The organism is Thiorhodovibrio winogradskyi, from assembly GCF_036208045.1.
In the GTDB taxonomy this organism is placed as follows: domain Bacteria; phylum Pseudomonadota; class Gammaproteobacteria; order Chromatiales; family Chromatiaceae; genus Thiorhodovibrio; species Thiorhodovibrio winogradskyi.
Genome location: NZ_CP121472.1, coordinates 2730118 through 2754404, shown reverse-complemented (window position 1 = coordinate 2754404; position 24287 = coordinate 2730118). Strand labels below are relative to the sequence as shown.

Sequence of the window (24287 nt, the reverse complement as noted above, 5' to 3'; positions counted from 1 at the left end):
ATGTTCGAGATCTACTCCATTGGCGATGCCGCCTTTCTGACCCAAATCCTCAATGCCGTCGCCGCCATGACCGGAACCGGCGATTTCCGCCAACTGGTCGCCGTCGGGCTGGTGGTCGGGATTATCCTCGGTATGTTTCCAGACCTCCCCGGTCCAGATTTCTCCTCCCACCTTAATTCTACTTTGTTATGTTTCTGTAACTCATTGTTTTTGTTATACTCACAGGACGACAGCATTTTTTATGTGAGAAATAGCAAATGGCACAGCCTTTCGGTTACCAGCACGAACACGACTTTGTCAATCTAGTCGATAACCTGTCGGAACATCTGAAACGCTACCAAGCGCATTTTTTCACTGAGACCGACGATAGCAGCGACCTAGGCCACGCCTACATTCTTGGCCTGCTAAAGACAGAAGCCGGAAAGCGGAATCTCGAACGCATGATCGAAGAGCATGATACTCCAGGTGACGGCTACCAGCGCATTCAGCAGTTTATTACCGACTCACCATGGTCGTCGGAAGCGCTAATCAGGGCGATTGCCGAGGATACGTGCGCGCTGTATGCTGAGCAACCGGGTTATCGGATCAATGATGTTGGTTACATCATTGACGAATCAGGGCACATAAAAAGTGGGAAGCACTCTGTTGGTGTGGGTCGCCAATATGCCGGCGTCGTTGGAAAAGTGGAGAACTGCCAGATCGGTGTCTATGCCAGCCTGGTTTGGAAAACGCATAGTACGCTGATCAATGAACGTTTATTCCTGCCAAAGTCCTGGACTTCCGACACTGAGCGTTGCGAAAAAGCCGGAATCCCCGAGAACGCTCGCCAGTATAAGACGAAGCTTGAGCTAGCTTTAGAAATGATCCAAGCTGATTTCGATGCTGGCCTCGAGTTTGGATGGGTGGGCGGCGACGGATTGTATGGGCATGGCTTTGAATTCGGAAACGCTATAGAAAACATGGGGTTGAAGTTTTTCCTAGATATCCACTGCGATCAAAAAATTTATCGTTCCGAGCCGCACATCGAGGTCCCGCCGAAACGTTCAAATAAAGGGCGCCCTCCAACGAAACCAGAGGCTGATTTAGAATCGCTTGAAGTGCAGCATTACATGCAGCAACTGCGGCCTGATCAGTGGGAGCAGGTTACTGTTCGCGATGGCACCAAAGGCCCGATAACGCTTTCGGTATTTGCGACCAAGGTTTGGGTATGGGACGGTATCAGCGAAACAGCCAGACCAAGGACATTAGCCATTACCCGCAATGTTGCGGACAACAAGATCAAATATTCGCTCACGAATTTCGCACTTCATCACGCACCAATTGAGCGCTTGGCGTACATGCAAGCGCAGCGCTACTGGGTTGAACGGGCTTTCCAAGAAGCTAAAAGCGAACTGGGTATGTCTGACTATCAAGTCCGAAAGTGGAATGCATGGCATCATCATATGGCGCTCGTCATGCTTGCTCTCTCATTCTTGGTCAAAGAACGCATCGTTCGTCAAGAGACTCATCCATTAGTGAGTTGTCGCGATGTTCGACTGCTTATTATTGCCCTATTAACCCAGGACCCGGAGATGATACAAAAACGACTTGCTCAGATGGAGTTTCGCCATGAACAAAGGCGCCGAGATATTGAGCGTCGACGAAAAGCTGCAGCCGATCAACACCGAGGTCTGGAGATAAAGTAACAAAGTAGAATTAAGCGCTTGAATCCCCGTCTATCCCGACGTTTTTTGGACATTTGCGCCGACGGCGATAAAGACGTTTATTGGACGAAACAATCAACAACAAGCAGGTTTAAATCAACCACTATGGACTGGAAGTCCATAGTATGGATTGCGACTGAAAGTCGCAATTTCGGTTAGAAACCGACTGAAAGCCGAGACTGACTGAAGTCAGTTAAATCATGACTCAAAGTAATTCAACGGTAAAACCATCATCTTGATGGTTCGGATGATCTTCGTGATGTTTCAAATATTCTCGGATCATCTCGTCAGTTACATGACCCGAACTAAATGCCGCATACCCAATCGCCCAGAAATGCCTTCCCCAATAACGCTTACCAAGCTGCGGAAATTCTTACTGTAATTTACGTGAACTACGGCCTTTAAACCATTTGACCAGATCACTTATTGAGTATTTTGGCGGATACGATATATACAGGTGAACATGATCCTTGCTCACTGCACCACTGATAATCTGAACGTCGTTTTGCGCACATACTTGCCGGATAATTTCACGCGTACGATACCCCACCTCTTTCGTCAACACCGCATAGCGATATTTCGTTACCCAAATCAGGTGAACTTTCAGGTCGTGAACTGTATGTGACGATTTTCTGTAAGACCTCATAAATGAGAGTTTACTAAAAGTCTTGCACTAAAGTGCATAGTTTTCACTAAACGGTTGGGACAATAAAAATAATTCTGTAAAAATAGAAGAAAGCCTGGCATCATCGGGTCAGTTGATCTTAATCCTCTGCAGGAGCGTCCCCGGTGACCCAAATCGAGTTGCTTGCCGCGCCCGCTGGTGCGCTTGAGCGCGCGGTGCGCTTTGAGCTTGGTCGCGGTTATGCGCTGCACCTGCCACGCGGCCCGCGTGCGCCGGGGACGCTCTACCATCGCGGCACCCCGGTCAAACAGGTCAACCTGCGCGACAAAGCCGAGCGTCGCCTGTTGGCCGTGGAGCTGATGCAAAAAGGCGTCAATCAGAGCCGCTTGGCCGAGGCGCTGCAGCTCAGCCGCCAGACCCTGCATAACTATCGCGAGAGCTACCGGGAATTCGGCGTGCAGGGACTCTTGCACGGCTACAGTCCCGCCAGCAGCAAGGACGAGGAACTCCATCGCCATCTCAACGTCAACAAGCGCCGTCCCGGCTCCAAGGCCCGCGAGCTCGAAGCGCTGCGCCGCGCCAAGCGCGCGCAGGCCGAAGGTGAGGGACAGGCCGAGCTGGACTGGGACGGTGAGGCAACCTATGAACTCCAAGAGCCCGCGATCGAAGAAACCCTGAGTGCGGCGCTGGCTGGCTCGAACGCGACACCACCTCAATCGGGGCCGACCGAGGTGGTGGCAAGCGAGCGGGCGTATGCGCAAGCGCACGACTGGGAAGAAAGCCGCTATGCCGGCATCTTCCCCATCCTCATGGTCCTGATCAGCCAATGGCGGTGGCTGAGCACAGTGATGAAGCTGTTCGGCGCCGGCTGGAAGCTGTTCATGGTCTTCGCCCTGATGGGCGTGAGCAACATCCGCTCCATCGAGCAACTCAAGCACGTGCGCCGTGACGAGGCCGGGCGAATCTTGGGGATTGGCTCCCTACCTTGCCTAGAGACCCTGTGGGGCTGGTTCCATGAAGTGGCCCAGCAAGGCCGCGCCGCCGCGCTGGTGGCGGCGTTTTGCGACGATCAACTCCAGCGCGGCTTGGTCGGCACGGATGTGTGGTTCACCGATGGCCATCTGCTGCCCTATACCGGCATGCACAAGGTTCATGCCAGTTATCATACCCAGCGGCGCATGCCCACCCCGGGGCAGACCAATCTGGTCACCTGCGATGCGCGCGGGCGGGTGGTCTGCTTTGACATCCAAGAGGGAAAAGGCGATCTGCGCGCGCGCATTCTCGCCTTGGGCGCCTATGCGCGTGAACAGGGATTGGCTGTCATGCCCTTGCAGGTCTTTGACCGCGAAGGCGACGGGCTGGAGTTCTTCTCCACCCTGGTCGCCACCGACACGCCCTTTGTGACCTGGGAGAAGAACGCCGATGCGGCGCGCTTGCGCGGATTGGAGGAGGAACGCTTTACCGAGACGCTCGCGTTGAACGGGACTGAGTACCGGCTGCTCGAGGAGGAGAAGGCCTGTCTTTATCCCCCGAAACCCGTGCCTCCCGAGGCGGATGCGGAGTCCGCGCCAGCGCATCGCTTCAAACTGCGCCGGGTGGTGATCTGGAATCTGCGCACCGGGCATCGCACCAGTGTTGTTTGTTGGGATGGCGATCTGGCACTGACCACGGTGGCGATCGCCACGGCCATGCTCAGTCGCTGGGGGGCGTCTGAGAATACCTTCAAGCATCTCCAGGAGCGTCATCCCTATCATTATCATCCGGGGTTTGGGGTGAGTGAGAGCGAGAAACAGGACATTGCCAATCCGGCGATCAAGGCGATTGACGCGCAGCGCCAGGCCCTCAAAACCAAGCTCAATCGTCTCTACAAGCAACAAACCAAGTGCAAGCCCGGAACCAAGAAAGACGGCACCCCACGCGCGAACAGCAAACACCTGCGTATCGCCGCCCAGATTGCCTCCGCCGAGGCGGGGCTTGCGCGGCTGAAGGCGGAGCGCGATCAGCTCCCCGAGCGCGTCGATGTGGGCACCCTGAGCGATTACCGCTCCTTTCAGGCGATCGACAATGACGGCAAGAATCTGTTCGATGTCGTCACCAGTTCGGTCTGGAATGCCCGCCGCCAGCTCATCGATTGGCTTGAGCCGGTCTATGCCAAAGACAGTGATCGGGTCGATCTGCTCTATGCGATTCTCAACTGCCACGGCTGGATTCGCAGCGATGACCGCTCGGTGGTGGTGCGCCTGGAGCCGTTACAGCAGCCAGCGCGCCGTGCGGCTCAGGCGCAGCTGTGCCGTAAGCTCACCGGTCTGGGCGCGCGGATCCCCGGGGGGAAGTGGCTGCGTATCGAGGTTGGCGACGCGCCGCTTTGATGCGGCGTCGCTGCGGGAGCTGTCCAAAAATTAGGGGCCTTTTGGGGCGATTTTGGGAGGTCTGGTTTCAGGGCCTGGTGAACAATACCCTCTACTTCGGGCGCTTGTTCATCGCCATGCTGATCTATCTGCTGGCCTTTGGCACATCTGTATCCGTCACAGTGGAAGATGCCTACACCGGCTCAGTCCGCGTGGTCGACAATGTCCCCATTGGACCCGCTGCTGTCGGCGCGGCCATGTCCAATGTCGGCTATGGCGTGACCCGGCTGATGGAGCAGGCGTTCTCCACGCCGGCGATGACCGGCCAGGGCTTTGCCGATGCGTTGCAGACGCTGGCGGGCGTGAGAAAAGCGACCCTGTCTCGCGCATCGCTGGGCGCGGCCAATGCCCCCGTGTCCGGCACCGACGTCGAAGGCTCCCTGGTCAAGTTAGCTTATTGGGTTATGGGGCCAGGGGTTATGGGCCAGGATCGGTTTATTTTCGGTGCGCCAAAACAATTCGAGCCAGGCCCTTTTCTCTAATACTGCCTAGAGATTTTTTATGTTATCTAATTCATTAGCCTCACTTGGTAAATAGAATCAAGCGCCCATTTCCTTCTTCTGTTCATCAAGATAATCGAGCAGTGGTGCGTAGAATTGGAGCAACATAACTTTAATTTGCTGCAATCCGAAGTTCACCCTATCAATAGTGACATAGATGTCTGGGGCGGTCGAGGTGAAAAAATACTGTGACCAATTGACAATAGGCGGCGAGGTACCGATGGCTTGGATTTCCTTGCTATCTTGCCAGTGGAAATGCTTGCTGGCATTGGCGATGTGCCGGCAAATTGCCAACACTTGTATCAACTGTTTTTTTCGTTCGCCATCCGGATAAGGGAAGCAACCGCGCTCCGTGATCCATTTGATCGCTTGATTCGGAACAATCCATGTTCGAACGCGTTTAGTTGGACATCGAAATGGATCAGGCAAGTTGTAAGATTCGTAGTATTTATGTACCCATTCCGCCAAAACAGCAGCGGTAAGTAAAAAATTAAATACACAATAAGGGTGAGGCGTCTCTGTCAGCTGGTTCGCTTCATGCTCAAGTTTTTTTAGCAAATGCTTCGGCGTTTCGATCCCATACGATAGCACCGCCATTGTACGTTTCCCTTTAGTCACTATCAGTCTCGCATTCAGATTTAGATTAAGGGTCCATTAGGGTCGCTTTATTTTTAGTGCTGCCAAAACCATTTGAACACGGCCCTTTTCTCTTTTTCTTGCTTACAGAGTGGTTTGTTTATCAAAGTTAAGACAATTATAGTTACGATCGGTAACACTCCCGTCCGAGTAAATTACCTCACCGTTTTTTATGAGATAAAAGAAAGGGACATATCCCGTGTAAGCACCGTAAGAATTTTTTCCATTGATAGAAACGCAAACTGCCCAACCATGTCCTCTACATTGAGCCGCCTCGACAAACCAACCATACCCTTTTTTGGGACCTAGTGCGTTAGACCAATCAAATTTAGCTGCATCGGAATCTTTCAATCGCGGTCTTTGATACTTTTCAATTATAGCTCTGTAATTGCTTGGTTTTTTCCCAAATTCTGCTGTGGCTAGACCAGATCGGCAGGCTTGCTCCTTCATGTTGTAAGACCTCATCAAAGGATCCGAGTAAGGCATTGTACTAACGCAACCTATCAGGCTTAGAAAAAGAAAAGTGGCTACTGATGGTCTAGCAAACTGCTTAATAGTCCGGTTTATTCTAGTTTCATAAAACATGGCTTTTTCCTCTAGTAGACCGTTCGTTGAAAAAGAAATCGGTGGCGAATAAGCGCTTTCGATTGCGCAGGGCAATCGAGGGGTTAAGGAGATAAAACACTCGCTTCCGATGCGGCTGCTAGCAAAACACTGACATAGGTGTCTTTGTCTTCTTGCTGAAACAGCACATGATTGTCCGTAAAGTCCTGCTTGGTCGCTCCGCCATCAACCCACCACGAGATGTCCTTCATGTCAGTGTTGGAAACGATGAAGGAATTCAGCACCACGTTCGGGTCACCAAGCCGCTGTTCGATCTCTTTGATCTTGGCGTGGAACTGAATCTTGGGGTCGTCGAGGCCGTGGACTCGGCCGAGGCCCTTGGGGTCGACGAAGGCGACGTATTGCTTGGTGTCGGTGATCAGCCAGAGGATGAAGTCGGGGTAGAAGTTGCCCGCCTCGAAGAAGCCGATGCCTTTGCCTCGGCTTTGGTTGCGGAGTAGGTAAAGCTCCTTGTCGGCGAAGAAGTCGGCGTTGTTGCTGTGGTAGTGCTTGAGGTCTTGCACGAAGTCGCGTTCGCCTTCATTCAGGGCGACCGGTGAGAGCTTCACAACGTCGGTCTTGCCGATGTAGATCAGGGGCATGTAGAGGTGGCGTGAGAAGTCGAAGGCTTCCAGGTTGCCGTAAGCCCACTTGTCGCGGAATGTCTTGTTGTTCAGCTTGTCCTTCAGCTCGTTGAGCTTCTTGATCCAATCGTCTCGACCAAGTTCGACCGAGACGCGGTAGGCGTCGAAGAAGTTGTCGTGGCTCTCCTCAAGCGGGTAGTACTCCAGGTGCGGGGCTTCGTACTCGGCTTTGCGGTAGTTGATGTAGCGCTCGACGTATTTTTTGAGCAGCGCCAGGGCGATCTCTTGCCAGATGCGCACGCGCGCGAAGTCGCGGATCTCTAGCAGATCGGCGGGGATGAGGAGGCGGTACCAACTCGGGTCGGCCAGGAGCTTGGGGATGAGCGCGCGGTTGAGCTGGAGGTTGTACCAGGCTTTCTCGTTCTTGTGCTGGGCGATGGCGAAGTAGAGCGCTTCCAGGTCGAGGAACGCCAGGTGGCGGGCGTCGAGGTAGCCCTCGTTGAGATCGACGTTGGCGACGGCGGCGACGGCGCCTTTGGAGCGGCGCGCTTGGATTTTGGGGTACCAGTTCAGGGTGACGCGGCCCAGGTGCTTGGGCGGCAGGTCGAGCGCGGGGCGCTCGGCCTTGCGGAAGGGGGGGATGTCCTTGTTCGGGCGGATCATCTGCAGGTCATTGCGCGTGAGGCGCTTGATGACGGGGAGGATGATCTCCTTGGTGGTCTTCTCGCCGACGCCTTCTTCTTCGAGATACTCCTCGAATTCCTTCATGTAGTCGGAGCGGATGCCGAAAACATTCAGCGTTTCGAGTAGCTGAATGTGCGGCGGGTGCGTCATGGTGCGGATGTGGCTGCTGCGCTTGAGGCAGAAGTTGTGGCCCTTGAGGCGCACGCCGCGGCCGAACAGTTGGATGATCTCGGAGCCTTCCGAACGGCCCACGTTCATCAGGCCCATGGTGCTGACGCGCCAGGAGCTCCAGCCCTCGGTGAACTTCTTGGCACCGATGAGGAGGTTGATGGTGGTGTCGGACTTGTTGATGCGCTCGAACAGGGAGGCGGAGTAAGCCTGGTCGGTGACGGTCAGGTTGGGATCGGGATCCTGGTCGATCTGCTTGATGAGCTTGGCGGCATCGCCCACGTTGATGACGCCGAAGAAGTCGTTCTCGCCCACGCGCAGGCCGATCTCACCGCCGCTGCCCTTGAGATGGACCACATGCAGCAGGCCGGTGCCGGTGGCATGAAAGACCACCTGCATGAGATCGCGCAGCAGGGCATCGGCCTGGGTGGTTTCCCACTGGTCCCGCACATAGGGGAACGCCTCGCCGAAGATGAGGCGGTCGCGTTGGTCGCGCAGATCGTCCTGGCGGTTGAGCAGCAACTCGACGTGCCGCAGGGACTCGCTTTTGCGGTTGGCGACAAAGGCGCCGAGGAAGCGCAGGATGGCGTGAATGTCGCTGACCGTCTCCGCGTTGGCTTCGTTCTGGGCGGTGACCTTGCCGCCGACGAAGATCCAGAGCGGATCGGCGAGCAGATAGGGCTTGAGATCCTTGGGTTTGTCAACGAACAGGCGCTTTTGCTGGTAGAAGGCCAGCAGGCAGGCGCTCAGGTAGAGCTGGCGCTGGTCCTGCTGGCGCTCCTCGCTGAGGTTGAGGATGAGGTGATCCTTGCCGTAGCCGTCGGCGTGAAAGAACTTGTAGGAGTAGTCGAACAGGATGCAGCGGGCGTACTGCTGCACCAGGCGATACCCTTTGGATGGCGGCTTTCCAGCCTTTGGCGGCGTTGCGGTTCCAGCCGCCTTGATGGCCTGACCAAAGGTGGCCGAGTACTCGAAGGAGAAGCCGTTCTCGCAAAGCTGATTGCGCTTGCCCACCCAGTCCTCGCCGCCAGCGCCGCGATGGCCTTCATCGACCAGAACCAGGTTGTTGGACTCGAAGGCTTCCACGGCCACGGTGACATCGCCGGCCTTCTCGCGCAGCTTATGAATGTCGATGATTTCCACCGTGCCTTGGCTGAGCAGACTGCCGCCGTCTTTGACGAACAGGTCGCCGTCCAGCCCGGCCAGGTCGAGTTCTTCCTTGTGTTGCAGGGACAGTCCCTCGTTGGGGGTGAGCAGGATGGTCTTGTTGAACTCGCGGGCGCGGCCAGCGCGGGCCAGGTAGTGCTGAAACTGGAGGATGTTCACCTGCATGATCAGCGTCTTGCCGCCGCCGGTGGCGATCCAGATCGCCAGCTTGTTGAGGTCTGGCTCGCGGAAGTCCTCGATGCGCTCGCGCGCGGGCAGCTTGGCGTTGAAGTCGATCAGAAAGGCGTTCAGATCGGCGCACAGGGCGGCGCGGTCGCTGAAGTAGCGGTCGAGGTAATGCTCGGTGAACAGCAGCGTCAGATACTGAAAATAGAGCGGATAGAGCGTGCTACCGGACGGGTTGCGCCGTTCGGTGATACGGCGCCAGTGGCGGACGATGTTCTCGTCGTAGAGCCGCAGGGTCTCGTCGCTCATCGCCCGTTCGCGGAATGGCTTGTTGATCAGCTCGTAGTGGAACAGCGAGGTGTTTTCCTCGTCGAAGCCCACCAGGTTGGCATCGGCCAGCAGCTCCTTGAAGGTTTGCAGGGTCTCGACGCCGAACTGTTCCAGCATCCAGCGCCCGAGCGCGAGTTTGTCGGTGAAGTGCGTCTTGTCTTTTGATTTCGCCATGCCCGCGTTCCTCACACGTCCTGCACATCGAACATGAGCCGCTTGAATTCGATCTCGGTCATTTTGACCTTGGAATGCGGGTCTTCGAGGGTGTGATCGCCGTTGACGTAGATGTGATCGAAGTCTCTATCCCGTGAATTGAATGTCAGCCTCTGAAGGAATTTCTCAAGTCCGGCGTTGTCGAGTTCTTTAACCTTCCGCCAGATAATTAGCACTTCTTCATCTTTCGGATTGGTGCCTGTAACAACCTTGACGCCGCGAATGGTTTCGATGGTTTTGACGCGCAGGCCGATCAGGTAGTTGAAGGTTTCCACCAGATCGACGCGCGTGGGCTTGAAGGCGCCGACGCTGCCGGTGGCGATGTTGAGCTTGTAGTCGAAGGGGTCCTCGAACTGCTCGATGTTCAGCAGCGAGGGGCTGTCGGCGGTTTCGACATCCAGCCAGTAGCCGAGCATGTAGTCTTCGCGCAGGGCGGGGTTGGTGTCGAGGAGGTCGGCTTGCGTTTTGGTGCGGGGGCGGATATGGAGGTTGTTAAGGGTGTCTTCGTAGGATTCTAAACGCAGACCTCCCAAAATCGCCCAAAAACCCCTGTGTTTTTTGGACAGCTCCCGCAGCGATACTGCATCAAAGCGGCGCGTCGCCGACCTCGATACGCAGCCACTTCCCTCCGGGGATTCTCGCCCCCAGACCGGTCAGCTTACGGCACAACTGCTCCTGGGCCGCACGGCGCGCGGGCTGCTGTAACGGCTCCAGGCGCACCACCACCCAGCAGCCATCGCTGCGAATCCAGCCGTGGCAGTTGAGAATCGCATAGAGCAGATCAACCCGATCACTATCTTTGGCATAGACCGGCTCAAGCCAATCGATGAGCTGGCAGCGGGCATTCCACACCGAGGAAGTGACGACATCGAACAAGTTCTTGCCGTCATTGTCGATCGCCTGAAAGGAGCGGTAATCGCTCAGGGTGCCCACATCGACGCGCTCGGGCAACTGATCGCGCTCCGCCTTCAGCCGCGCCAGTTCCGCCTCGGCGGCGGCGATCTCAGCGGCGATACGCTGGTGTTTGCTGTTCGCGCGCACGGTCCCGTCTTTCTTGATCCCGGGCTTGCACTTGGTTTGTTGCTTGTAGAGACGGTTGAGCTTGGTTTTGAGAGCAAGGCGGCGCGCATCAATGGCCTTGATCGCCGGATTGGCGATGTCCTGTTTCTCGCTCTCACTCACCCCAAACCCCGGATGGTAATGATAGGGGTGACGCTCCTGGAGGTGCTTGAAGGTATTCTCAGACGCCCCCCAGCGACTGAGCATGGCCGTGGCGATGGCCGCCGTGGTCAGCGCCAGATCGCCATCCCAACAAACCATGCTGGTGCGATGCCCGGTGCGCAAATTCCAGATCACCACCCGGCGCAGTGTGAAGGAATGCGCGGGCGCCGGCTGCGCCTCGGGGTGTGCTGGCTCCGGGGTGAATGTACAGGCCTTCACCTCCTCCAGCAGCCGGTACTCGGTCCCGTTCAACGACAGCGTCTCGGTGAAGGCGTCTGCCTCCAACCCACCCAAGCGCGCCGCATCGGCGTTCTTTTCCCAGGTCACAAAGGGCGTGTCGGTGGCGACCAGGGTGGAGAAAAACGCCAGCCCGTCGCCTTCACGGTCAAACACCTGCAAAGGCATCACGCCCAAACCCTGTTCACGCGCATAGGCGCCCAAGGCAAGAATGCGCGCGCGCAGATCGCCTTTTCCCTCTTGGATGTCAAAGCAGACCACGCGCCCGCGCGCATCGCAGGTGACCAGATTGGTCTGCCCCGGGGTGGGCATGCGCCGTTGGGTGTGATAACTGGCATGGACCTTGTGCATCCCGGTATAGGGCAGCAGATGGCCATCGGTGAACCATACATCCGTGCCGACCAAGCCGCGCTGGAGTTGGTCGTCGGAAAAGCTGGCCACCAGCACGGCGGCGCGCCCTTGCTTGGCCACCGCATGGAACCAGCTCCAAATAGTCTCCAGGCACGGCAGAGTGCCAATCCCCAGCATCCGCCCGGCCTCGTCACGGCGCACGTGCTTGAGTTGCTCGATGGAGCGGATGTTGCTCACGCCCATCAGGGCGAAGACCATGAACAGCTTCCAGCCGGCGCCAAACAGTTTCATCACCCCGCTCAGCCAGCGCCATTGGCTGATCAAGACCATGAGGATGGGGAAGATGCCGGCGTAGCGGCTTTCTTCCCAGTCATGGTTCTCGGCATAAGGACGCTCGCTCGCCACCACCTCGGCCGGCTCCGATTGAGGTAGTGTCGCGTTCGAGCCAGCCAGCGCCGCACTCAGGGTTTGTTCAATCGCCGGCTCTTGGAGTTCATAGGTTGTCTCCCCGTCCCAGTCCAGCTCGGCCTGTCCCTCACCTTCGGCCTGCTTACGCTTGGCGCGGCGCAGGGCTTCGAGCTCGCGGGCTTTGGAGCCGGGACGGCGCTTGTTGACGTTGAGATGGCGATGGAGTTCCTCGTCCTTGCTGGTGGCGGGACTGTAGCCGTGCAAAAGTCCCTGAACGCCGAATTCCCGGTAGCTCTCCCGATAGTTGTGCAGGGTCTGGCGGCTAAGCTTCAATGCCTCGGCCAAGCGGCTCTGATTGACGCCTTTTTGCATCAGCTCCACAGCCAAGAGGCGACGCTCGGCGTTGTCACGCAGGTTCACTTGCTTGATCGGGGTGCCGCGATGGTAGAGCGTGCCGAGCGCGCGTGGACCGCGTGGCAGATGCAGCGCATAGCCACCACCAAGCTCGAAACGCACCGCGCGATCCAACGCACCCGCCGGCTCGGCAAGCAACTCGATTTGGGTCACCAGGGAAGCTCCTTGATGAGGATAAAACCACTTCACCCGATCATGCCAATCTTTCTTTTATTTTTCCAGAATTATTTTTATATAAAACGAATAACTGTGTCAGTGTTTGTCCAAAAAACGACTTCTCGACGTCGGACGGAAATGTCCAAAAAACGTCGGGTAAGACGGAGATTCAAGCGCTTACGTGGGAGGAAAAATCTGGACCTGGGAGGTCTGGAGTAGAGAGAGCTCAGGCGGTTAAAGGTGATGATCCCTTCATTGGTCCGTCAGCGCTGCCTCCATGTCCGCCTCGCCTACCGGCAAGGTCAGAACCGCATGCAGCGGAAAGCGCTCCGCCAGCAAGGGAACATACCCGGCCTGATCCTTGGTGACCAGCACAATCACCCGCGCGTTTGGCACCTGCTTGCGCAATGTGGCGAGCAAGACGTCCAGATTGCAGACATTGGCTCCGGCGTAGTTGTTGCCGAAGCCATAGAAGAACTCCGCCACCACCCAGTCGGGTGAGGTCTTCTGCAGGGCCTTGCGCTGGGAGCTGAGCTTCACCTGCTCGATGCCAAGGCGCTGATAGAGACCGTCGAGTCGCGGATGACCGGGGGATTCGATAATGGAAAACAGGGTGGGCATGATGACGGCGTGAGCGAGGCTCAGACGTTGTCCAGGGAATCCGGCGACCACAACGGGGTGATCAGGCCCGTCTCGCGGTAGCGCCGGAAATGATCGAGAATCCGCGCATGATCGAACGCGAGAGGTTCGGGCAGCGCCTCTGGCGCGAAAATCGCCAAGTGACGGGCATCATCCTGCGCTCGGGGCTCTCCGGTGGCCTCCGCCACGCAAACCGCGCTGACCGTATGGCCTCGCGGATCGCGCGCTGGATCGGAGTAAAGCCCCAGGAGTGCGCGCAACTTCACCCGCAAGGCCGTTTCCTCCCGCGCCTCGCGCATGGCGGCGGCTTCGATGCGCTCCCCGACGTCGACAAAACCGCCGGGAATCGCCCAACCCAGTGGCGGATAGCGCCGTTCAATCAGCACGATGGGCCGGCCTGGCCGGTCATTGAGCTCGATGATGATGTCCGCGGCTAGCAGCGGTGTTTCGGGTTTCGTCATCGCGCACCTTCTTGCTCATTGCCGAAAACGCCCTATGTCTGCACACAGAAGCCAATCTGTCAAAGCCGAGGCCGCCCAGCATGCCCGACACTCGATCCGGTTTACAAGCCGCCCGCGACGCCTGGCACTATCGCGGCCAGCAACGCCCGCCCTTCGCGCAGGTTCCCGGACCTGGCCAGGAGTCCGTCTGGAATTACCCCCGTCCGCCAACCTACCGTTCTGATGACCGGCTCATCACCATCCATGCCGGTGAGAGCCGCATCGCCACCACCGAATCCGCCCTCCGCGCCCTGGAAACCGGCAGCCCGCCGATCTGCCATGTCGGCTGCAAGGCGATCGACTCGTTGCCGGCTCGCTCGCGTGCTGGAGCGATTTCGCCTCCTTTGAGTCCTTCCTGAACCAACCCGGCCCCTGGATCGCCGGCCTGGATTTTCCCTTCGGCCAGTCGCGCACCTTTCTCGCCAACATCGGCTGGCCCATGACCTGGTCCGGCTACGTGCGTCACGCCGAAGCCCTGGGACGCGCGGGCTTTCGCCAGGCGCTCGACGCCTACCGCGCCCAGCGGCCCGCTGGGGACAAGGAACATCGGCGCGCCACCGATCGCGCCGCCGGCGCCATCAGCCCGCAGAAGCTCCATGGCACCCCGGTCGGACTGATGTTCTTCGAGGGTGCTCCCCGGTTGCTGCGCGCCGGCGTGACGATCCCCGGCATCCATGCCGGCGACCCCGGGCGCCTGTGCGTCGAAGCCTATCCCGGCTTGCTCGCGCGCGCGTTGATCGGACGCCGATCCTACAAGCAGGATGATCCCAAGAAACAGAGCCCCGCGCGGGAACAAGCGCGCCGCGAACTGCTGGCGGCGATCCTGGACGGCGCCACCCGCGCGGACTATGGTCTGACGATTGAAGCCCCGGCCAGCCTGGCCGATGATCCCAGCGGCGATAGCCTGGATGCCTTGCTCTGCGCCATCCAGGCCGCCTGGGCCTGGAGGCAGTGGGCGGATGATGTTGGTCAGCCCATCGCGCCAGAAGCCACGAGGTCCTGGTCCATGTCCACAATCGACCCGCTCGAAGGCTTGATCGCGGATCCGCGCCTGGTGCATGGACCACCAGGCCCAAAATCTGCCGCGACTTGACCAGAGAGTCCTGGGGGATCAGGCTTCCGATAATGCCTAACCAAGCCCCAACACCGCCATCCGATCCGCTCGATCGCATCCAGGGCGCCTTGCTCGGCGTGGCCCTGGCCGATGCCTGGGGCGCGCCCCACGAAGGCGGACCACTCGAAGGACTGCTGTGGCGCGTGATTGGCACCCGTCAGGGTCGCCGACGCTGGACCGACGACACCCAGATGACCTTTAATGTCGCCGCCTCCCTGGCCGAGCTTGGCCGCGTCGACCAAGACGATCTGGCACGGCGTTTCGCATGCTCCTATCGCTGGTCGCGCGGCTATGGTCCCGGTGCGGCCAAGATCCTCAAGCGCATCCGGCGCGGTCACCATTGGACTGTGGCCTGCCGCGCCGTCTATGCGCAGGGCTCCTTCGGCAATGGCGCGGCGATGCGCGCGGTGCCGATTGGACTGTTCTTCGCCGCTCAGGGCAAGGACGCGATCATCCAAGCTGCTCGGTCCAGTGCCGCGATCACGCACGCGCACCCGCAGGGCCAGGAAGGCGCGGTGCTGATCGCCTTGGTGGCGGGTATGCTGTTTCGCGGCCTCAGCCCAACAGCCTTCTGGACGGACTTCCAGGCACAGGATTGGACGCCGGCTGTTGCCGCCAAGCTCTCGCTGGCCGCGCAGTGGTTGAGCCACGACAAGCCCATCGCGCACAAGACCGTCGCCCGCCAACTTGGCCACGCGATCACCGCCGCCGACTCTTGTCCAACCGCCGTCTACATTGCACTGCGTCATCTGTCCGAGCCCTTCATCGATCTGCTCGACTTCACCCGCCACGTCGGCGGCGATGTCGACACCATCGGCGCCATGGCCGGCGGCCTGTGGGGCGCCGCGCGCGGACTGGGCGCCTTGCCGATGGACCATCTGGCCCAGCTCGAAGACGCCGACCGTCTGTTGCGCGAGGCGGGTGCGTTCGCGGCCGCCGTGGATGGACATCGATCTCGCCAGAGCTACTGAGGCCCCGAGCCACTGAATCAAGTCGATCAGCCGCCACCCAACCAGCGCGATGCCACGTTTGATTCTGCATGTCGACCTCGATGCCTTCTTCGCGGCCATCGAGCAGCGCGATCACCCCGAATGGCGCGGTCGTCCGCTGGTGGTCGGCGCCCAGCCCGGAGGTCGCGGCGTGGTCGCGACCTGCTCCTACGAAGCGCGCCGCTTCGGCGTGCATTCCGCGATGCCGATCACCCAGGCCGCGCGCCGCTTGCCGCCGGAAACGGTCTATGTCCGCCCGCGCGTGGCGCACTATGCCCAAGTCTCCGCGCAGATCATGGCCGTGCTTGCGACCATCTCACCCCGGATCGAACGCGTCTCGATCGACGAAGCCTATCTCGACGTCTCCGGGCTCACCGCCCTGTTCGGGCCACCCCGGGTCATCGGCGAACAGGTCAAGGGCAGCATCCGCCAAGCCGTCGGATTGACCGCCTCGGTCGGCATCGGCCCCAACCGGCTCATCGCCAAGCTGGCTTCCGACTATCACAAACCGGATGGCTTGACGGTGGTGCTAGAGGAGCAAGTAGCGGACTTTCTCGCCCCCATGCCCTTCAACGTCCTGCGCGGCATGGGCGTGAAAACAGCCCCGCGCCTGGCCCGGCTTGGGGTCAAAACCGTCGGCGATTTGCGCGAGCTGTCGCTCGAGACCCTGCGCCAGCACTGCGGCGCGCGGGCCGGCACCCAGTTTTATTATCAGGCGCGGGGCATTGCCGATGACCGGCTCTACCCGGATCGGGAGCGCTTGTCGATCTCCAAGGAGAGGACCTTCCCCGAGGATGTCACGGACCCGAAGCAACTCGCGGAGACCCTCCATTGGGCCGCGCGCGAGGTCGCCTGGACCGCGCGCCAGACCGGGCGCCTGGGTAGGGTGGTCACCCTGAAGGTCTGTTTCTATCCCTTCGAGACCCATACGCGCTCGCGCTCACTGCGGGTGCCGACAGCGGATGAGCAGGACCTGTATCAGGTCGCCTGGTCACTGCTCGCGAGCGAAGCCACCTGGACTGGCCGGCCCGTGCGGCTAATCGGCCTGGGACTCTCCGGCTGGTCGCAACCCACCACCGGCCAGCAGCTTGATCTGTTTGAGACCGCCGAGACCGGGCGCAATCCCGCGGACAATGGCTTAACGGAGACGCTCGACGCCATCCGCCACCGCTTTGGTGCCGAGGCCATTCAGCGCGGGATCGGTCTCCATCATCAGGGTAACTGACGCTGTTTACGGAGTAGCCAAAACGATGCACATCTGGGTCGATGCCGACGCCTGCCCGCAGGTGATCAAGGACATTTTGTTCCGCGCCGCCGAGCGCTGCCGGATTCCTCTCACCTTGGTGGCGAATCAGGCACTGCCAACCCCGCCGTCGCGCTTCATCAAAAGCCTGCGCGTGCGATCCGGTTTCGATGTTGCCGATCAAGCCATTCTCGACAAGATCGCAGCCGGCGATCTGGTGATCACCAGCGATATCCCCCTGGCCGCCGCCGTCATCGACCAGGGCGGCCAGGTACTGAGTCATCGTGGCGAGTTGTTCACCAGCGAGAACATCCGTGCGCGACTAAATGTCCGCGACTTCATGGAGACACTCCGAGCCAGCGGCATCAACACCGGTGGGCCTCCGGCCTTGAGTTAAAGTGATCGCAAGGCCTTTGCTGGTCACCTCGATAAGATCCTGGCCAGCGTCAGTCGCGCCAGTGAATAGCGGAGAGCGCTCAAACGGATCTCTGGTCGTGACTCGGGTTGTGACCCGGGTCGTGATCAGCACCGTCAAGGCGCTCGCCGCCGGCGACCTGTCCATACTCCTGTTGCACGGCATCCGCCAACCGGCGCTCGAACGCCAGCGCGCGCTCCAGGGCTTGCGCGCAGAACGAGCAGCGAGCGGCATGGTCGCGCAAGCTTGCATCGAGATGCCGGGGATCGATCAGCAGATGACGACGGAAGGATCGGCAGTTCACGCGCGCAGGCCCTCGGGTGGCGGTTTGGGGAGGCTTAGCTGCAAAGACCGCCGTGGGCGGGAGAATCTTTCAGGGCGATGACAATCCCGCTGGGCACCGCTGTCGCGCAAGCCTTGGCAACCGGAGTCCCTGAGTCGCATCCTCAGCTGACACAGCCGCGCCCAGAGATCGCGCGCCCCATGCGCAACAGCGCCGCGCGCTCGGGTTGTTCCAGCAGTTGGCAGGCCACCAGATACCCCGCCGCGCTCCAGGTCTGTTGCCGCCGCGCCTGCTGGCCCACCAATCGACCCCGGCGCCCGTCGTAGTATTCCGGCCAGTCATCCTGCAGCAGACGTCGCTCGGCGGTGTGCAGGGCGCGCTCGGCCAGGTCCTCGGCGCCGGTTTGCAGGCTCACCAGGGTCAGCAGCCACAGCAGCATCGGCCAGTGCCCGCCGTTGTGATAGGACCAGGGGCGGTTCTTGGGGTCGCAACCGGTGAGGATGCGCCAGTCCTGATCGGCCAGGGCGGGGAAGCAGAGCTTGGCCGGCATCGCTCCGATCAGATCTTCCTGGCGATCCACCAACAACTGCATGATGGCGCCGGTCTGGTCCGGACTGGCCAGCCCGGCGGCGCAAGCGAGCAGATTGCCCTGGCCGAACCAGCGATAATCCAGTCGGCCCGGCCCCAGATTGCCGACCAGATAGCCGCCGCGTTCCGGCAGCCAGTCCATCAGCCAGTCGGGAATGGTGTCCGGGTAGATGTTGAACTTGTTGATGGAGGTCGGCCCGTATTCCTCCACCCCATAGCGATAGATCTGGCCCAGCCGGGGGAGATCCAGCCAGTAGTAGGTGCGTACATGATGGGCCAGGTGGGACAGGCGCTCATCGAGCACCGGCCGATAGGCGGCGCTGGCGGCATCGCTGTCATCAAGCAGCTCGGAGGCGGCGCACAAGGCGGCGAAGAACTGCGCCTGGATGTCGAGCGGATAGCCATACACCCCCATGCGCCGGTCGATCATGAAGGAGCCGTCCGGCACCAGCATGGTGGGGAACATGTCGAAGCGGCTGGTCAGGCACAGATCCAGAATCAGCCGCGGCGCCTGTTGCAGGTCCTGCCGGTGGGCAAAGGCCCAGTCTCCGGTGGCGCGCACATAGCTTTGCAGGATCAGCAACCACCAGAAGCCCGAGTCGACCGGTGCCACACGGGCGATGGCGTGCTCGCCGAAATCGCCGATCAGCGTCTCCCGATTCCCTGCGCAGCTCACCTTAAAGCTGGCCGGCATCAGCCCCTTGCCGGGTTTGAAGCAGTCGAGCTGACGCTCCTGGCTTTGCAGGCGCACGGCCGTGTGCAAGAAGTTGCGCACTATCTCCGCGCGCCCGTCGAGCAGGAAGGCAAAGGCCGAGATGGCGAAATCGCGGGTGAAGACCTGATCATAATTCAGCGCCGCGATGTCCGTATCTTGCGCCGCCACGGTGCCGACCGGCTGGCCCTGGTAGGTCACCACCGAGGACTCCAGTAGCCGCCAGGCGGCCTGTCGTGCGTGCGGATTCATAGGCGTTCGATCCCTCAAGGTTGTGCTCCAACGGCATCGGTACGACCCAATGATGGGGCCGAGCGCTTTGGATCGCTTTGCACTGAGCTCTCTGGAAGACCCGGGATCTGGCGGATGTCTTTCATAGCCCAAGGGTGGGATGTTTTGGCGGCAGGGTGAAAGATCCGTGAGGGTCTGGCGGTCTCTGACAGGGAGACGCAGCCGGGGGGCGCCTATTCATCTGGCTGGCCAGCCAGCCAGCAGGTGAGAGGGCCAGTAGGTGAGACAAAAGTGTCCGGCCAAGAGCCCTGCGTTGCCAATGACTTTGGCGACAGCGCTCAGGAATCTGAACCACGCGGAGTCCGTCATGAACGATCCATACGATCCGATCACCGGTGCTGGCCTCGGTCTCAGGCGCGCCTTCATGGGTGATGTCCTCGATCAAACGCCGCCGGAGATCGATTTCTGGGAAATCGCGCCGGAGAACTGGATGGGCGTCGGCGGGCGCTGGGGGCGCTGGTTGGCGAGTATGACCGAGCGCACGCCCTTTGTCTGCCACGGCCTGTCGTTGTCGATTGGCGGACCGGAGCCATTGGATACCGCGTTTCTGCGCCGGCTAAAGGTCTTTCTCGACCGCCATCGGATTGATCTTTATAGCGAGCACCTAAGCTATTGCAGCGACGATGGTCACCTCTACGATCTGCTGCCGATTCCCTTCACCCCGGAGGCGGTGCGCCATGTCGCGGCGCGCGTGCGCCAGGTGCAGGACATCCTGGAGCGGCGTATCGCGCTGGAGAACGTCTCTTACTACGCCGCGCCCGGGCAGACGATGAGCGAGCTTGACTTCATCACAGCCGTGCTCGAGGAAGCCGATTGCGACCTGCTGCTCGATGTCAACAATGTCTTTGTCAACGGCATCAATCATGGGTATGACCCGGCGGGTTTCCTCGCTGGACTGCCCGCGCGGCGCATCGCCTACGGCCATATCGCCGGTCACTACGAGGAGGCGCCCGATCTGCGGATCGACACCCATGGCGCCGATGTCATCGCGCCCGTCTGGGCGTTGCTCGAGGAGGCCTATGCGCGCTTTGGTGTCTTCCCGACCTTGCTCGAGCGCGACTTCAATCTCCCGCCGCTCGCGACCCTGACCGCCGAGGTTCGCCAAATCAGCGCCTGTCAGGCGCGTGCTGGCATACCGCCTGGCCAGGTCGCGGCCATGACTGGGGGATACGCGCATGCCTGATTCCGCTTATCAAAGCCACGCCGGCGCCGAGCCGGACTTCATGCAGGTGCAACGGACCTTGGCCGCGCATCTGCGCGATCCCGACGGCCAAGCCCCGCCGCCGGGCATTGAGGCCCGGCGCCTGCGCATCTACCGTGAACTGGTGTTCAACAACCTCTCCTCGCTGCTCGGGCAAGGGTTCCCGGTCCTGCACGCCTGTCTCGGCTCGATCCGCTGGCAGGCGCTGGTGCGCGGTTTTCTGCGCGAACATCGCGCGAGCACGCCACTGTTTCCGGAGATCGGGCAGGAGTGGCTGGCCTATCTCAGCACGAGCCGAGCGGATGTGCCTGACGATCCGCCGTATCTGTTCGAACTGGCCCATTACGAATGGGTCGAGACCGCGCTGCTGTTCAGCGAGCTGGATGCCGGGCCGGCGCTGGCCGATCCCAATGGGGATCTGCTGCAAGGCGCGCCCGTGGTCTCACCGCTAGCCTGGAGTTTGACCTATCGGTTCGCGGTGCATGCCATCGATCCCGCCGATCCGCCCCGCACCCCGCCTCGGGAACCGACCCATCTGGTCGCTTACCGCGACCGCCGGGAGCGGGTCGCCTTCCTGCAGGTCAACGCCGTCACGGCACGCCTGCTGGAATTGCTGCGCGAGGGACATCACCGCAGTGGCCGGCAGGTGCTGGTCATGATCGGCGAGGAATTGGGGCTCGCGCGGCCTGATCAACTGCTCGCCGCCGGTGACAGTCTGCTGACCGATTTGCGCGAGCGCCAGATTCTGCTCGGAACCGCGCGCACGGGAGGGATGCATGCCTAAACGAATGCACGCGCCACAAGACCATCGTGACCAGGCCCCGCGCATCCTGGTCCCCGGCATGGCGGTGTGGAGGTGTTGCTCGACATGCCGGCGCACGGCGTCGATGCCTGCGGGATTACCCTCAAGGATGGACGGCGCATCGAGGCCGGGACCCTTGTCTGCACCATTGGCAGTCGCACGCATCCGCTGATCGAGGCGCTGCCGGTCGAGAAGGTGCGCGGGCGGCTGCGAGTCGCCTCCGATATGTCAGTGCCGGGCTTGGCCGGCGTCTGGGCCATCGGCGACTGTGCCGCGGTGCCTAATCGCCGCACCGATGGGGCGAGTTGTCCGCCCACGGCGCAGTTCGCGTTGCATCAGGGTCCGCAACTGGCGGCCAATATCGCCCGGGTCGCGCGCCGGGAGGCCACCCAGGCCTTTGGATATCGGCCCAAGGGGCTGATGACAGCCATTGGTCACAACCGCGCGGTGGCGCGCATCCAGGGGGTCAACATCTCCGGATTCATTCCCTGGCTGCTCTGGCGCGGGTTCTACCTGCTCTATATCCCGACCCTGGCGCGCAAGATCCGTGTCTACCTGGAATGGAACTGGGCCATGTTCTTCCCGCCCGACATCGCGCATCTGCGCTTTCGGCGCACCCGTGATGATCTGAATGATGAGCGCTGACCCGGAGCGCCCGACATGAACCACGCACCGCTGGCTCGGCACCGGCGGCAGTCGAGACTTGGATGCCTGGCCGCGAGACCGGGCGGACAGCCGCGCTGGCCATCCGCGCACGGACTCGCCGTTGCCTCAGGGCGCTGGCTGAAGCGCCGCGTTGATCAGTCCCTCGACGGCGGCCAGGTTCTTGCGATAGGACGCATCCAGGCCGTGGCGCTCAATCAGGTAATCCGGGGTGTTCCAGATCACCTGCGTCTGTCCGTCGGCGTCCTCCCACACCAGCACCTTCAGCGGCAGATCCAGACCACTGCTGGGCACGGCCCGCATCAGCGGTGTGCCGGCCTTGGGGTGGCCGAAGATCAGCAGCTGCATGGGCGGGAGTTCGAGTCCGGCCTCCTGGGCGCCGGCGCTGTGATCAATGCGGGCAAAGACGATGACGCCTTTCTCCTGCAACAGGGCTTCGAGTCGGTCGAGAGTCTCCGGGACCGAATAGGGGCTGGTGCGTTGCGCCAAGCCCTGTTCAGCGGCGGAGGGTTCAGCGGCGAAGGCGGCTGGCACAACAGCCAGCATCAGCAGCAGAACAAGCAGTGCCTGTCGGGTCAGTTGCGCGGTTGTGTTGGGCATTGAAGACGCTCCGGTTGTGGTTAAGAAATTCCATGCGTGACAAGATTCGGCGAACAGCGACTCTTTCGATGGTCGATGATCAGGCACTGGTATCACCTCCGCCATGACCTCGGCCCGTCACCCGCGACCATCATCGCGCAGCACCAGCAGCTTTTCGACCTGCATGTCGCGATAGCTGTAGGGAATGCCGCCGGTGCCTAGCCCGGACTGGCGCAGTCCGGCAAAGGGCATCCAATCGACACGAAAGGCGGTGTGATCATTGACCATCACGGCAGCGGCGTCGAGCTGCCGCGCGGTGTGCAGCGCGAAGTCCAGATTCTGGCTGAACACCGCCGCCTGAAAGGCGAACGGCAGGGCATTGGCGCGGCGGATGGCGTCCTGGCGATTCGCGCAGCGGTAGACGAGGATCACCGGGCCAAAAATCTCCTGGGTGCTGACGCGCGCATCCTCGGGCGGATCGAGCAATACCGTGGGTGCGTAACAGGTCGCGGACAGCGTCTGACCGCCGCCGATCAACTCGGCGCCGGCGGCGATGGCCTCTTGCACCCAGGCATGCACGCGCTCGGTCTCCGCCGGTCGGATCAGCGGGCCGATGGCGGTGGTCTCGGCGCTTGGATCGCCCACCGGCATGGCCGCGCCGGCGGCGGCCAGCGCCCGCGCCAGAGGGACAGCGATCTCGGGGTCGGCATAGACCCGCTGCACCGACACACAAACCTGCCCGGCATGGTAGAAACCGCCCTTGGCGATCAGGGGAACAATGCGATCCAGATCGACATCGCGGTCGACGATCACCGGCGCCGCGCCGCCATGCTCCAGGGCGCAGCGGGTGCCGGGAGCGAGCCGTGAGCGCAAGTGCCAACCCACCCGGGCACTGCCGATGAAGGAGAAGAAGGCCACGCGCGGATCGGTGGCCAGGGCCTCGGCGGTGGCGAGGCTGTCGGTCATCAGGGCTTGCGCCCAGCCGGCGGGAAGGCCGGCCTCGCGCAGCAGGTCGATCAGCCGCAGACAGGACAGCGGGGTGTCTTCGGCCGGTTTGATCACCACCGGACAGCCGGCGGCCACCGCCGGCCCAACCTGATGCACGGCCAGGTTCAGCGGATGGTTGAAGGCACTGATGGCGACCACCGGGCCGATAGGCTCGTGGGTGGTGAAGGCCAGGCGCCCCTCCGAGGCGGCGGTCGCGCCCATGGGGATTTCGCGTCCGCCGGCGCTGCGCGGGAGTTCGGCGCAGTTACGCAGCCCGTCGATGGCGCGCGCCACCTCGACCCGGGAGTCCTGCAATGGCTTGCCGCCCTCGCGTGCCGCTTCCAGGGCCAGCGCCTCGGCGCGTTCTTCCATCAGCTCGGCCGCTCGGCGCAGGATGGCGATGCGCTGGTGCGCGGGCAACCAGCCGGCGCGATCCCGAAACAGCCTCTGGGCGATGGCCAACGCCTGCTCCACGCCCGCCTGATCCACCTGATTCACGGTGGCGATGGGGGTCAGGTCGAAGGGGTTGCGCACCAGCAGCCGTCCGACTGGGACCACGGCTGCGGCGATGCGATGTTCAAAATGGGGCTCAGTCATGAGGGCGTCTCCGAATGGTCCTGTGACGGCTGGGGTGGTATGCGCGCCGATTCCCTGCAATGACAGGGGTCGGTTCCGTTGGGGATCAGGAATCGCGAGCGCGTCCTCCGC

General features: G+C 60.9%; 23 protein-coding genes and 1 pseudogene. 12 read left to right on the top strand and 12 right to left on the bottom strand.

Annotation, left to right across the window (positions count from 1 at the left end; genetic code table 11):
• A complete protein-coding gene (locus tag Thiowin_RS25575; RefSeq protein WP_328983311.1) occupies window positions 1-306 on the top strand; it encodes a conjugal transfer protein TraG N-terminal domain-containing protein in 306 nt (101 codons plus the stop codon).
• On the top strand, window positions 258-1685 hold the full coding sequence (locus tag Thiowin_RS12350) for an IS701 family transposase (RefSeq protein ID WP_328983310.1): 1428 nt from the start codon (window positions 258-260) through the stop codon (window positions 1683-1685). Before Thiowin_RS25575 ends, Thiowin_RS12350 begins: the two co-directional genes overlap by 49 nt.
• A gap of 223 nt (window positions 1686-1908) precedes the next feature.
• Here Thiowin_RS12350 and tnpA read toward each other — a convergent pair.
• Window positions 1909-2349, bottom strand: a pseudogene (tnpA, locus tag Thiowin_RS12345) (IS200/IS605 family transposase).
• 143 nt (window positions 2350-2492) lie between these two features.
• Between tnpA and Thiowin_RS12340 the strand changes: the two are divergent.
• Complete coding sequence (locus tag Thiowin_RS12340; RefSeq protein WP_328983309.1) at window positions 2493-4697, top strand: helix-turn-helix domain-containing protein; 2205 nt, start codon at window positions 2493-2495, stop codon at window positions 4695-4697.
• Window positions 4698-4774: 77 nt separating this feature from the next.
• Window positions 4775-5218: a conjugal transfer protein TraG N-terminal domain-containing protein gene (locus Thiowin_RS12335; protein ID WP_328983308.1), complete on the top strand. Its 444-nt coding sequence runs from the start codon at window positions 4775-4777 to the stop codon at window positions 5216-5218.
• Between the two features lie 57 nt (window positions 5219-5275).
• Here Thiowin_RS12335 and Thiowin_RS12330 read toward each other — a convergent pair whose 3' ends face one another.
• The 7 genes from Thiowin_RS12330 to Thiowin_RS12300 all read right to left on the bottom strand — a co-directional run bounded on the left by Thiowin_RS12330 (window position 5276) and on the right by Thiowin_RS12300 (window position 13673).
• The gene (locus Thiowin_RS12330) at window positions 5276-5833 is read right to left on the bottom strand and encodes a hypothetical protein (RefSeq protein WP_328983307.1); all 558 of its coding nucleotides are present in this window, start codon (window positions 5831-5833) and stop codon (window positions 5276-5278) included.
• Window positions 5834-5956: 123 nt separating this feature from the next.
• Entirely contained in the window at window positions 5957-6322 is a 366-nt protein-coding gene (locus Thiowin_RS12325; RefSeq protein WP_328983306.1) for a hypothetical protein, read from the bottom strand.
• A 218-nt stretch (window positions 6323-6540) separates the two neighbouring features.
• Window positions 6541-9747 (bottom strand): DEAD/DEAH box helicase family protein, encoded by a 3207-nt coding sequence (locus Thiowin_RS12320; RefSeq protein ID WP_328983305.1) that lies wholly within the window; start codon window positions 9745-9747, stop codon window positions 6541-6543.
• Between the two features lie 11 nt (window positions 9748-9758).
• Window positions 9759-10319, bottom strand: a complete 561-nt coding sequence (locus Thiowin_RS12315) for a hypothetical protein (protein WP_328983304.1) — start codon at window positions 10317-10319, stop codon at window positions 9759-9761.
• A 52-nt stretch (window positions 10320-10371) separates the two neighbouring features.
• Window positions 10372-12570, bottom strand: a complete 2199-nt coding sequence (locus Thiowin_RS12310; protein WP_328983303.1) for a helix-turn-helix domain-containing protein — start codon at window positions 12568-12570, stop codon at window positions 10372-10374.
• A gap of 255 nt (window positions 12571-12825) precedes the next feature.
• Complete coding sequence (locus tag Thiowin_RS12305; RefSeq protein ID WP_328983302.1) at window positions 12826-13194, bottom strand: hypothetical protein; 369 nt, start codon at window positions 13192-13194, stop codon at window positions 12826-12828.
• A 20-nt stretch (window positions 13195-13214) separates the two neighbouring features.
• Entirely contained in the window at window positions 13215-13673 is a 459-nt protein-coding gene (locus Thiowin_RS12300) for an NUDIX hydrolase (RefSeq protein WP_328983301.1), read from the bottom strand.
• A gap of 80 nt (window positions 13674-13753) precedes the next feature.
• On the opposite strand from Thiowin_RS12300, the gene Thiowin_RS12295 reads away from it, so the two are divergent.
• From Thiowin_RS12295 to Thiowin_RS12275, 5 genes are read left to right on the top strand one after another with little or no spacing between them, the layout of a single operon-like run.
• The gene (locus Thiowin_RS12295; protein WP_328983300.1) at window positions 13754-14071 is read left to right on the top strand and encodes a DUF427 domain-containing protein; all 318 of its coding nucleotides are present in this window, start codon (window positions 13754-13756) and stop codon (window positions 14069-14071) included.
• Complete coding sequence (locus Thiowin_RS12290) at window positions 13987-14805, top strand: DUF429 domain-containing protein (protein ID WP_328988072.1); 819 nt, start codon at window positions 13987-13989, stop codon at window positions 14803-14805. Before Thiowin_RS12295 ends, Thiowin_RS12290 begins: the two co-directional genes overlap by 85 nt.
• 32 nt (window positions 14806-14837) lie before the next feature.
• On the top strand, window positions 14838-15797 hold the full coding sequence (locus Thiowin_RS12285; RefSeq protein WP_328988003.1) for an ADP-ribosylglycohydrolase family protein: 960 nt from the start codon (window positions 14838-14840) through the stop codon (window positions 15795-15797).
• A gap of 49 nt (window positions 15798-15846) precedes the next feature.
• Complete coding sequence (gene dinB, locus Thiowin_RS12280; RefSeq protein WP_328988002.1) at window positions 15847-17040, top strand: DNA polymerase IV; 1194 nt, start codon at window positions 15847-15849, stop codon at window positions 17038-17040.
• 25 nt (window positions 17041-17065) lie between these two features.
• Window positions 17066-17455 (top strand): YaiI/YqxD family protein, encoded by a 390-nt coding sequence (locus Thiowin_RS12275; protein WP_328988000.1) that lies wholly within the window; start codon window positions 17066-17068, stop codon window positions 17453-17455.
• Window positions 17456-17534: 79 nt separating this feature from the next.
• Here the strand turns inward: Thiowin_RS12275 and Thiowin_RS12270 are convergent, their stop codons facing one another.
• Both Thiowin_RS12270 and Thiowin_RS12265 read right to left on the bottom strand, forming a co-directional pair.
• Window positions 17535-17777 carry a hypothetical protein gene (locus tag Thiowin_RS12270; RefSeq protein ID WP_328987998.1) on the bottom strand — a complete coding sequence of 81 codons (243 nt, stop codon included), beginning with the start codon at window positions 17775-17777 and terminating at the stop codon, window positions 17535-17537.
• A gap of 142 nt (window positions 17778-17919) precedes the next feature.
• The gene (locus tag Thiowin_RS12265) at window positions 17920-19308 is read right to left on the bottom strand and encodes a glycoside hydrolase 100 family protein (protein ID WP_328987997.1); all 1389 of its coding nucleotides are present in this window, start codon (window positions 19306-19308) and stop codon (window positions 17920-17922) included.
• A 346-nt stretch (window positions 19309-19654) separates the two neighbouring features.
• Between Thiowin_RS12265 and Thiowin_RS12260 the strand changes: the two genes are divergently transcribed.
• From Thiowin_RS12260 to Thiowin_RS12250, 3 genes are all read left to right on the top strand, one after another.
• The gene (locus tag Thiowin_RS12260; RefSeq protein ID WP_328987996.1) at window positions 19655-20530 is read left to right on the top strand and encodes an HvfB family MNIO-type RiPP peptide maturase; all 876 of its coding nucleotides are present in this window, start codon (window positions 19655-19657) and stop codon (window positions 20528-20530) included.
• Window positions 20523-21332, top strand: a complete 810-nt coding sequence (locus Thiowin_RS12255) for an HvfC family RiPP maturation protein (protein ID WP_328987995.1) — start codon at window positions 20523-20525, stop codon at window positions 21330-21332. The genes Thiowin_RS12260 and Thiowin_RS12255 overlap by 8 nt, the downstream gene beginning before the upstream one ends.
• A gap of 84 nt (window positions 21333-21416) precedes the next feature.
• Entirely contained in the window at window positions 21417-21995 is a 579-nt protein-coding gene (locus tag Thiowin_RS12250; RefSeq protein WP_408034199.1) for an NAD(P)/FAD-dependent oxidoreductase, read from the top strand.
• Between the two features lie 126 nt (window positions 21996-22121).
• Here Thiowin_RS12250 and Thiowin_RS12245 read toward each other — a convergent pair whose 3' ends face one another.
• Both Thiowin_RS12245 and Thiowin_RS12240 read right to left on the bottom strand, forming a co-directional pair.
• Complete coding sequence (locus tag Thiowin_RS12245; protein WP_328987993.1) at window positions 22122-22613, bottom strand: DUF302 domain-containing protein; 492 nt, start codon at window positions 22611-22613, stop codon at window positions 22122-22124.
• A gap of 117 nt (window positions 22614-22730) precedes the next feature.
• On the bottom strand, window positions 22731-24176 hold the full coding sequence (locus Thiowin_RS12240) for an aldehyde dehydrogenase family protein (RefSeq protein ID WP_328987992.1): 1446 nt from the start codon (window positions 24174-24176) through the stop codon (window positions 22731-22733).
• Window positions 24177-24287: the final 111 nt, after the last annotated feature.

Bases quoted from the DNA above. Each gene is read 5' to 3' on its own strand.
- Thiowin_RS12285 (WP_328988003.1), top strand. From the start codon at position 14,838: ATGCCTAACCAAGCCCCAACACCGCCATCCGATCCGCTCGATCGCATC.
- Thiowin_RS12245 (WP_328987993.1), bottom strand. From the start codon at position 22,613: ATGCCCAACACAACCGCGCAACTGACCCGACAGGCACTGCTTGTTCTG.
- Thiowin_RS12300 (WP_328983301.1), bottom strand. From the start codon at position 13,673: ATGACGAAACCCGAAACACCGCTGCTAGCCGCGGACATCATCATCGAG.
- dinB (WP_328988002.1), top strand. From the start codon at position 15,847: ATGCCACGTTTGATTCTGCATGTCGACCTCGATGCCTTCTTCGCGGCC.
- Thiowin_RS12295 (WP_328983300.1), top strand. From the start codon at position 13,754: ATGCCCGACACTCGATCCGGTTTACAAGCCGCCCGCGACGCCTGGCAC.
- Thiowin_RS12350 (WP_328983310.1), top strand. From the start codon at position 258: ATGGCACAGCCTTTCGGTTACCAGCACGAACACGACTTTGTCAATCTA.
- Thiowin_RS25575 (WP_328983311.1), top strand. From the start codon at position 1: ATGTTCGAGATCTACTCCATTGGCGATGCCGCCTTTCTGACCCAAATC.
- Thiowin_RS12305 (WP_328983302.1), bottom strand. From the start codon at position 13,194: ATGCCCACCCTGTTTTCCATTATCGAATCCCCCGGTCATCCGCGACTC.
- Thiowin_RS12260 (WP_328987996.1), top strand. From the start codon at position 19,655: ATGAACGATCCATACGATCCGATCACCGGTGCTGGCCTCGGTCTCAGG.
- Thiowin_RS12250 (WP_408034199.1), top strand. From the start codon at position 21,417: ATGCCGGCGCACGGCGTCGATGCCTGCGGGATTACCCTCAAGGATGGA.
- Thiowin_RS12240 (WP_328987992.1), bottom strand. From the start codon at position 24,176: ATGACTGAGCCCCATTTTGAACATCGCATCGCCGCAGCCGTGGTCCCA.
- Thiowin_RS12275 (WP_328988000.1), top strand. From the start codon at position 17,066: ATGCACATCTGGGTCGATGCCGACGCCTGCCCGCAGGTGATCAAGGAC.
- Thiowin_RS12330 (WP_328983307.1), bottom strand. From the start codon at position 5,833: ATGGCGGTGCTATCGTATGGGATCGAAACGCCGAAGCATTTGCTAAAA.
- Thiowin_RS12325 (WP_328983306.1), bottom strand. From the start codon at position 6,322: ATGAAGGAGCAAGCCTGCCGATCTGGTCTAGCCACAGCAGAATTTGGG.
- Thiowin_RS12265 (WP_328987997.1), bottom strand. From the start codon at position 19,308: ATGAATCCGCACGCACGACAGGCCGCCTGGCGGCTACTGGAGTCCTCG.
- Thiowin_RS12320 (WP_328983305.1), bottom strand. From the start codon at position 9,747: ATGGCGAAATCAAAAGACAAGACGCACTTCACCGACAAACTCGCGCTC.
- Thiowin_RS12255 (WP_328987995.1), top strand. From the start codon at position 20,523: ATGCCTGATTCCGCTTATCAAAGCCACGCCGGCGCCGAGCCGGACTTC.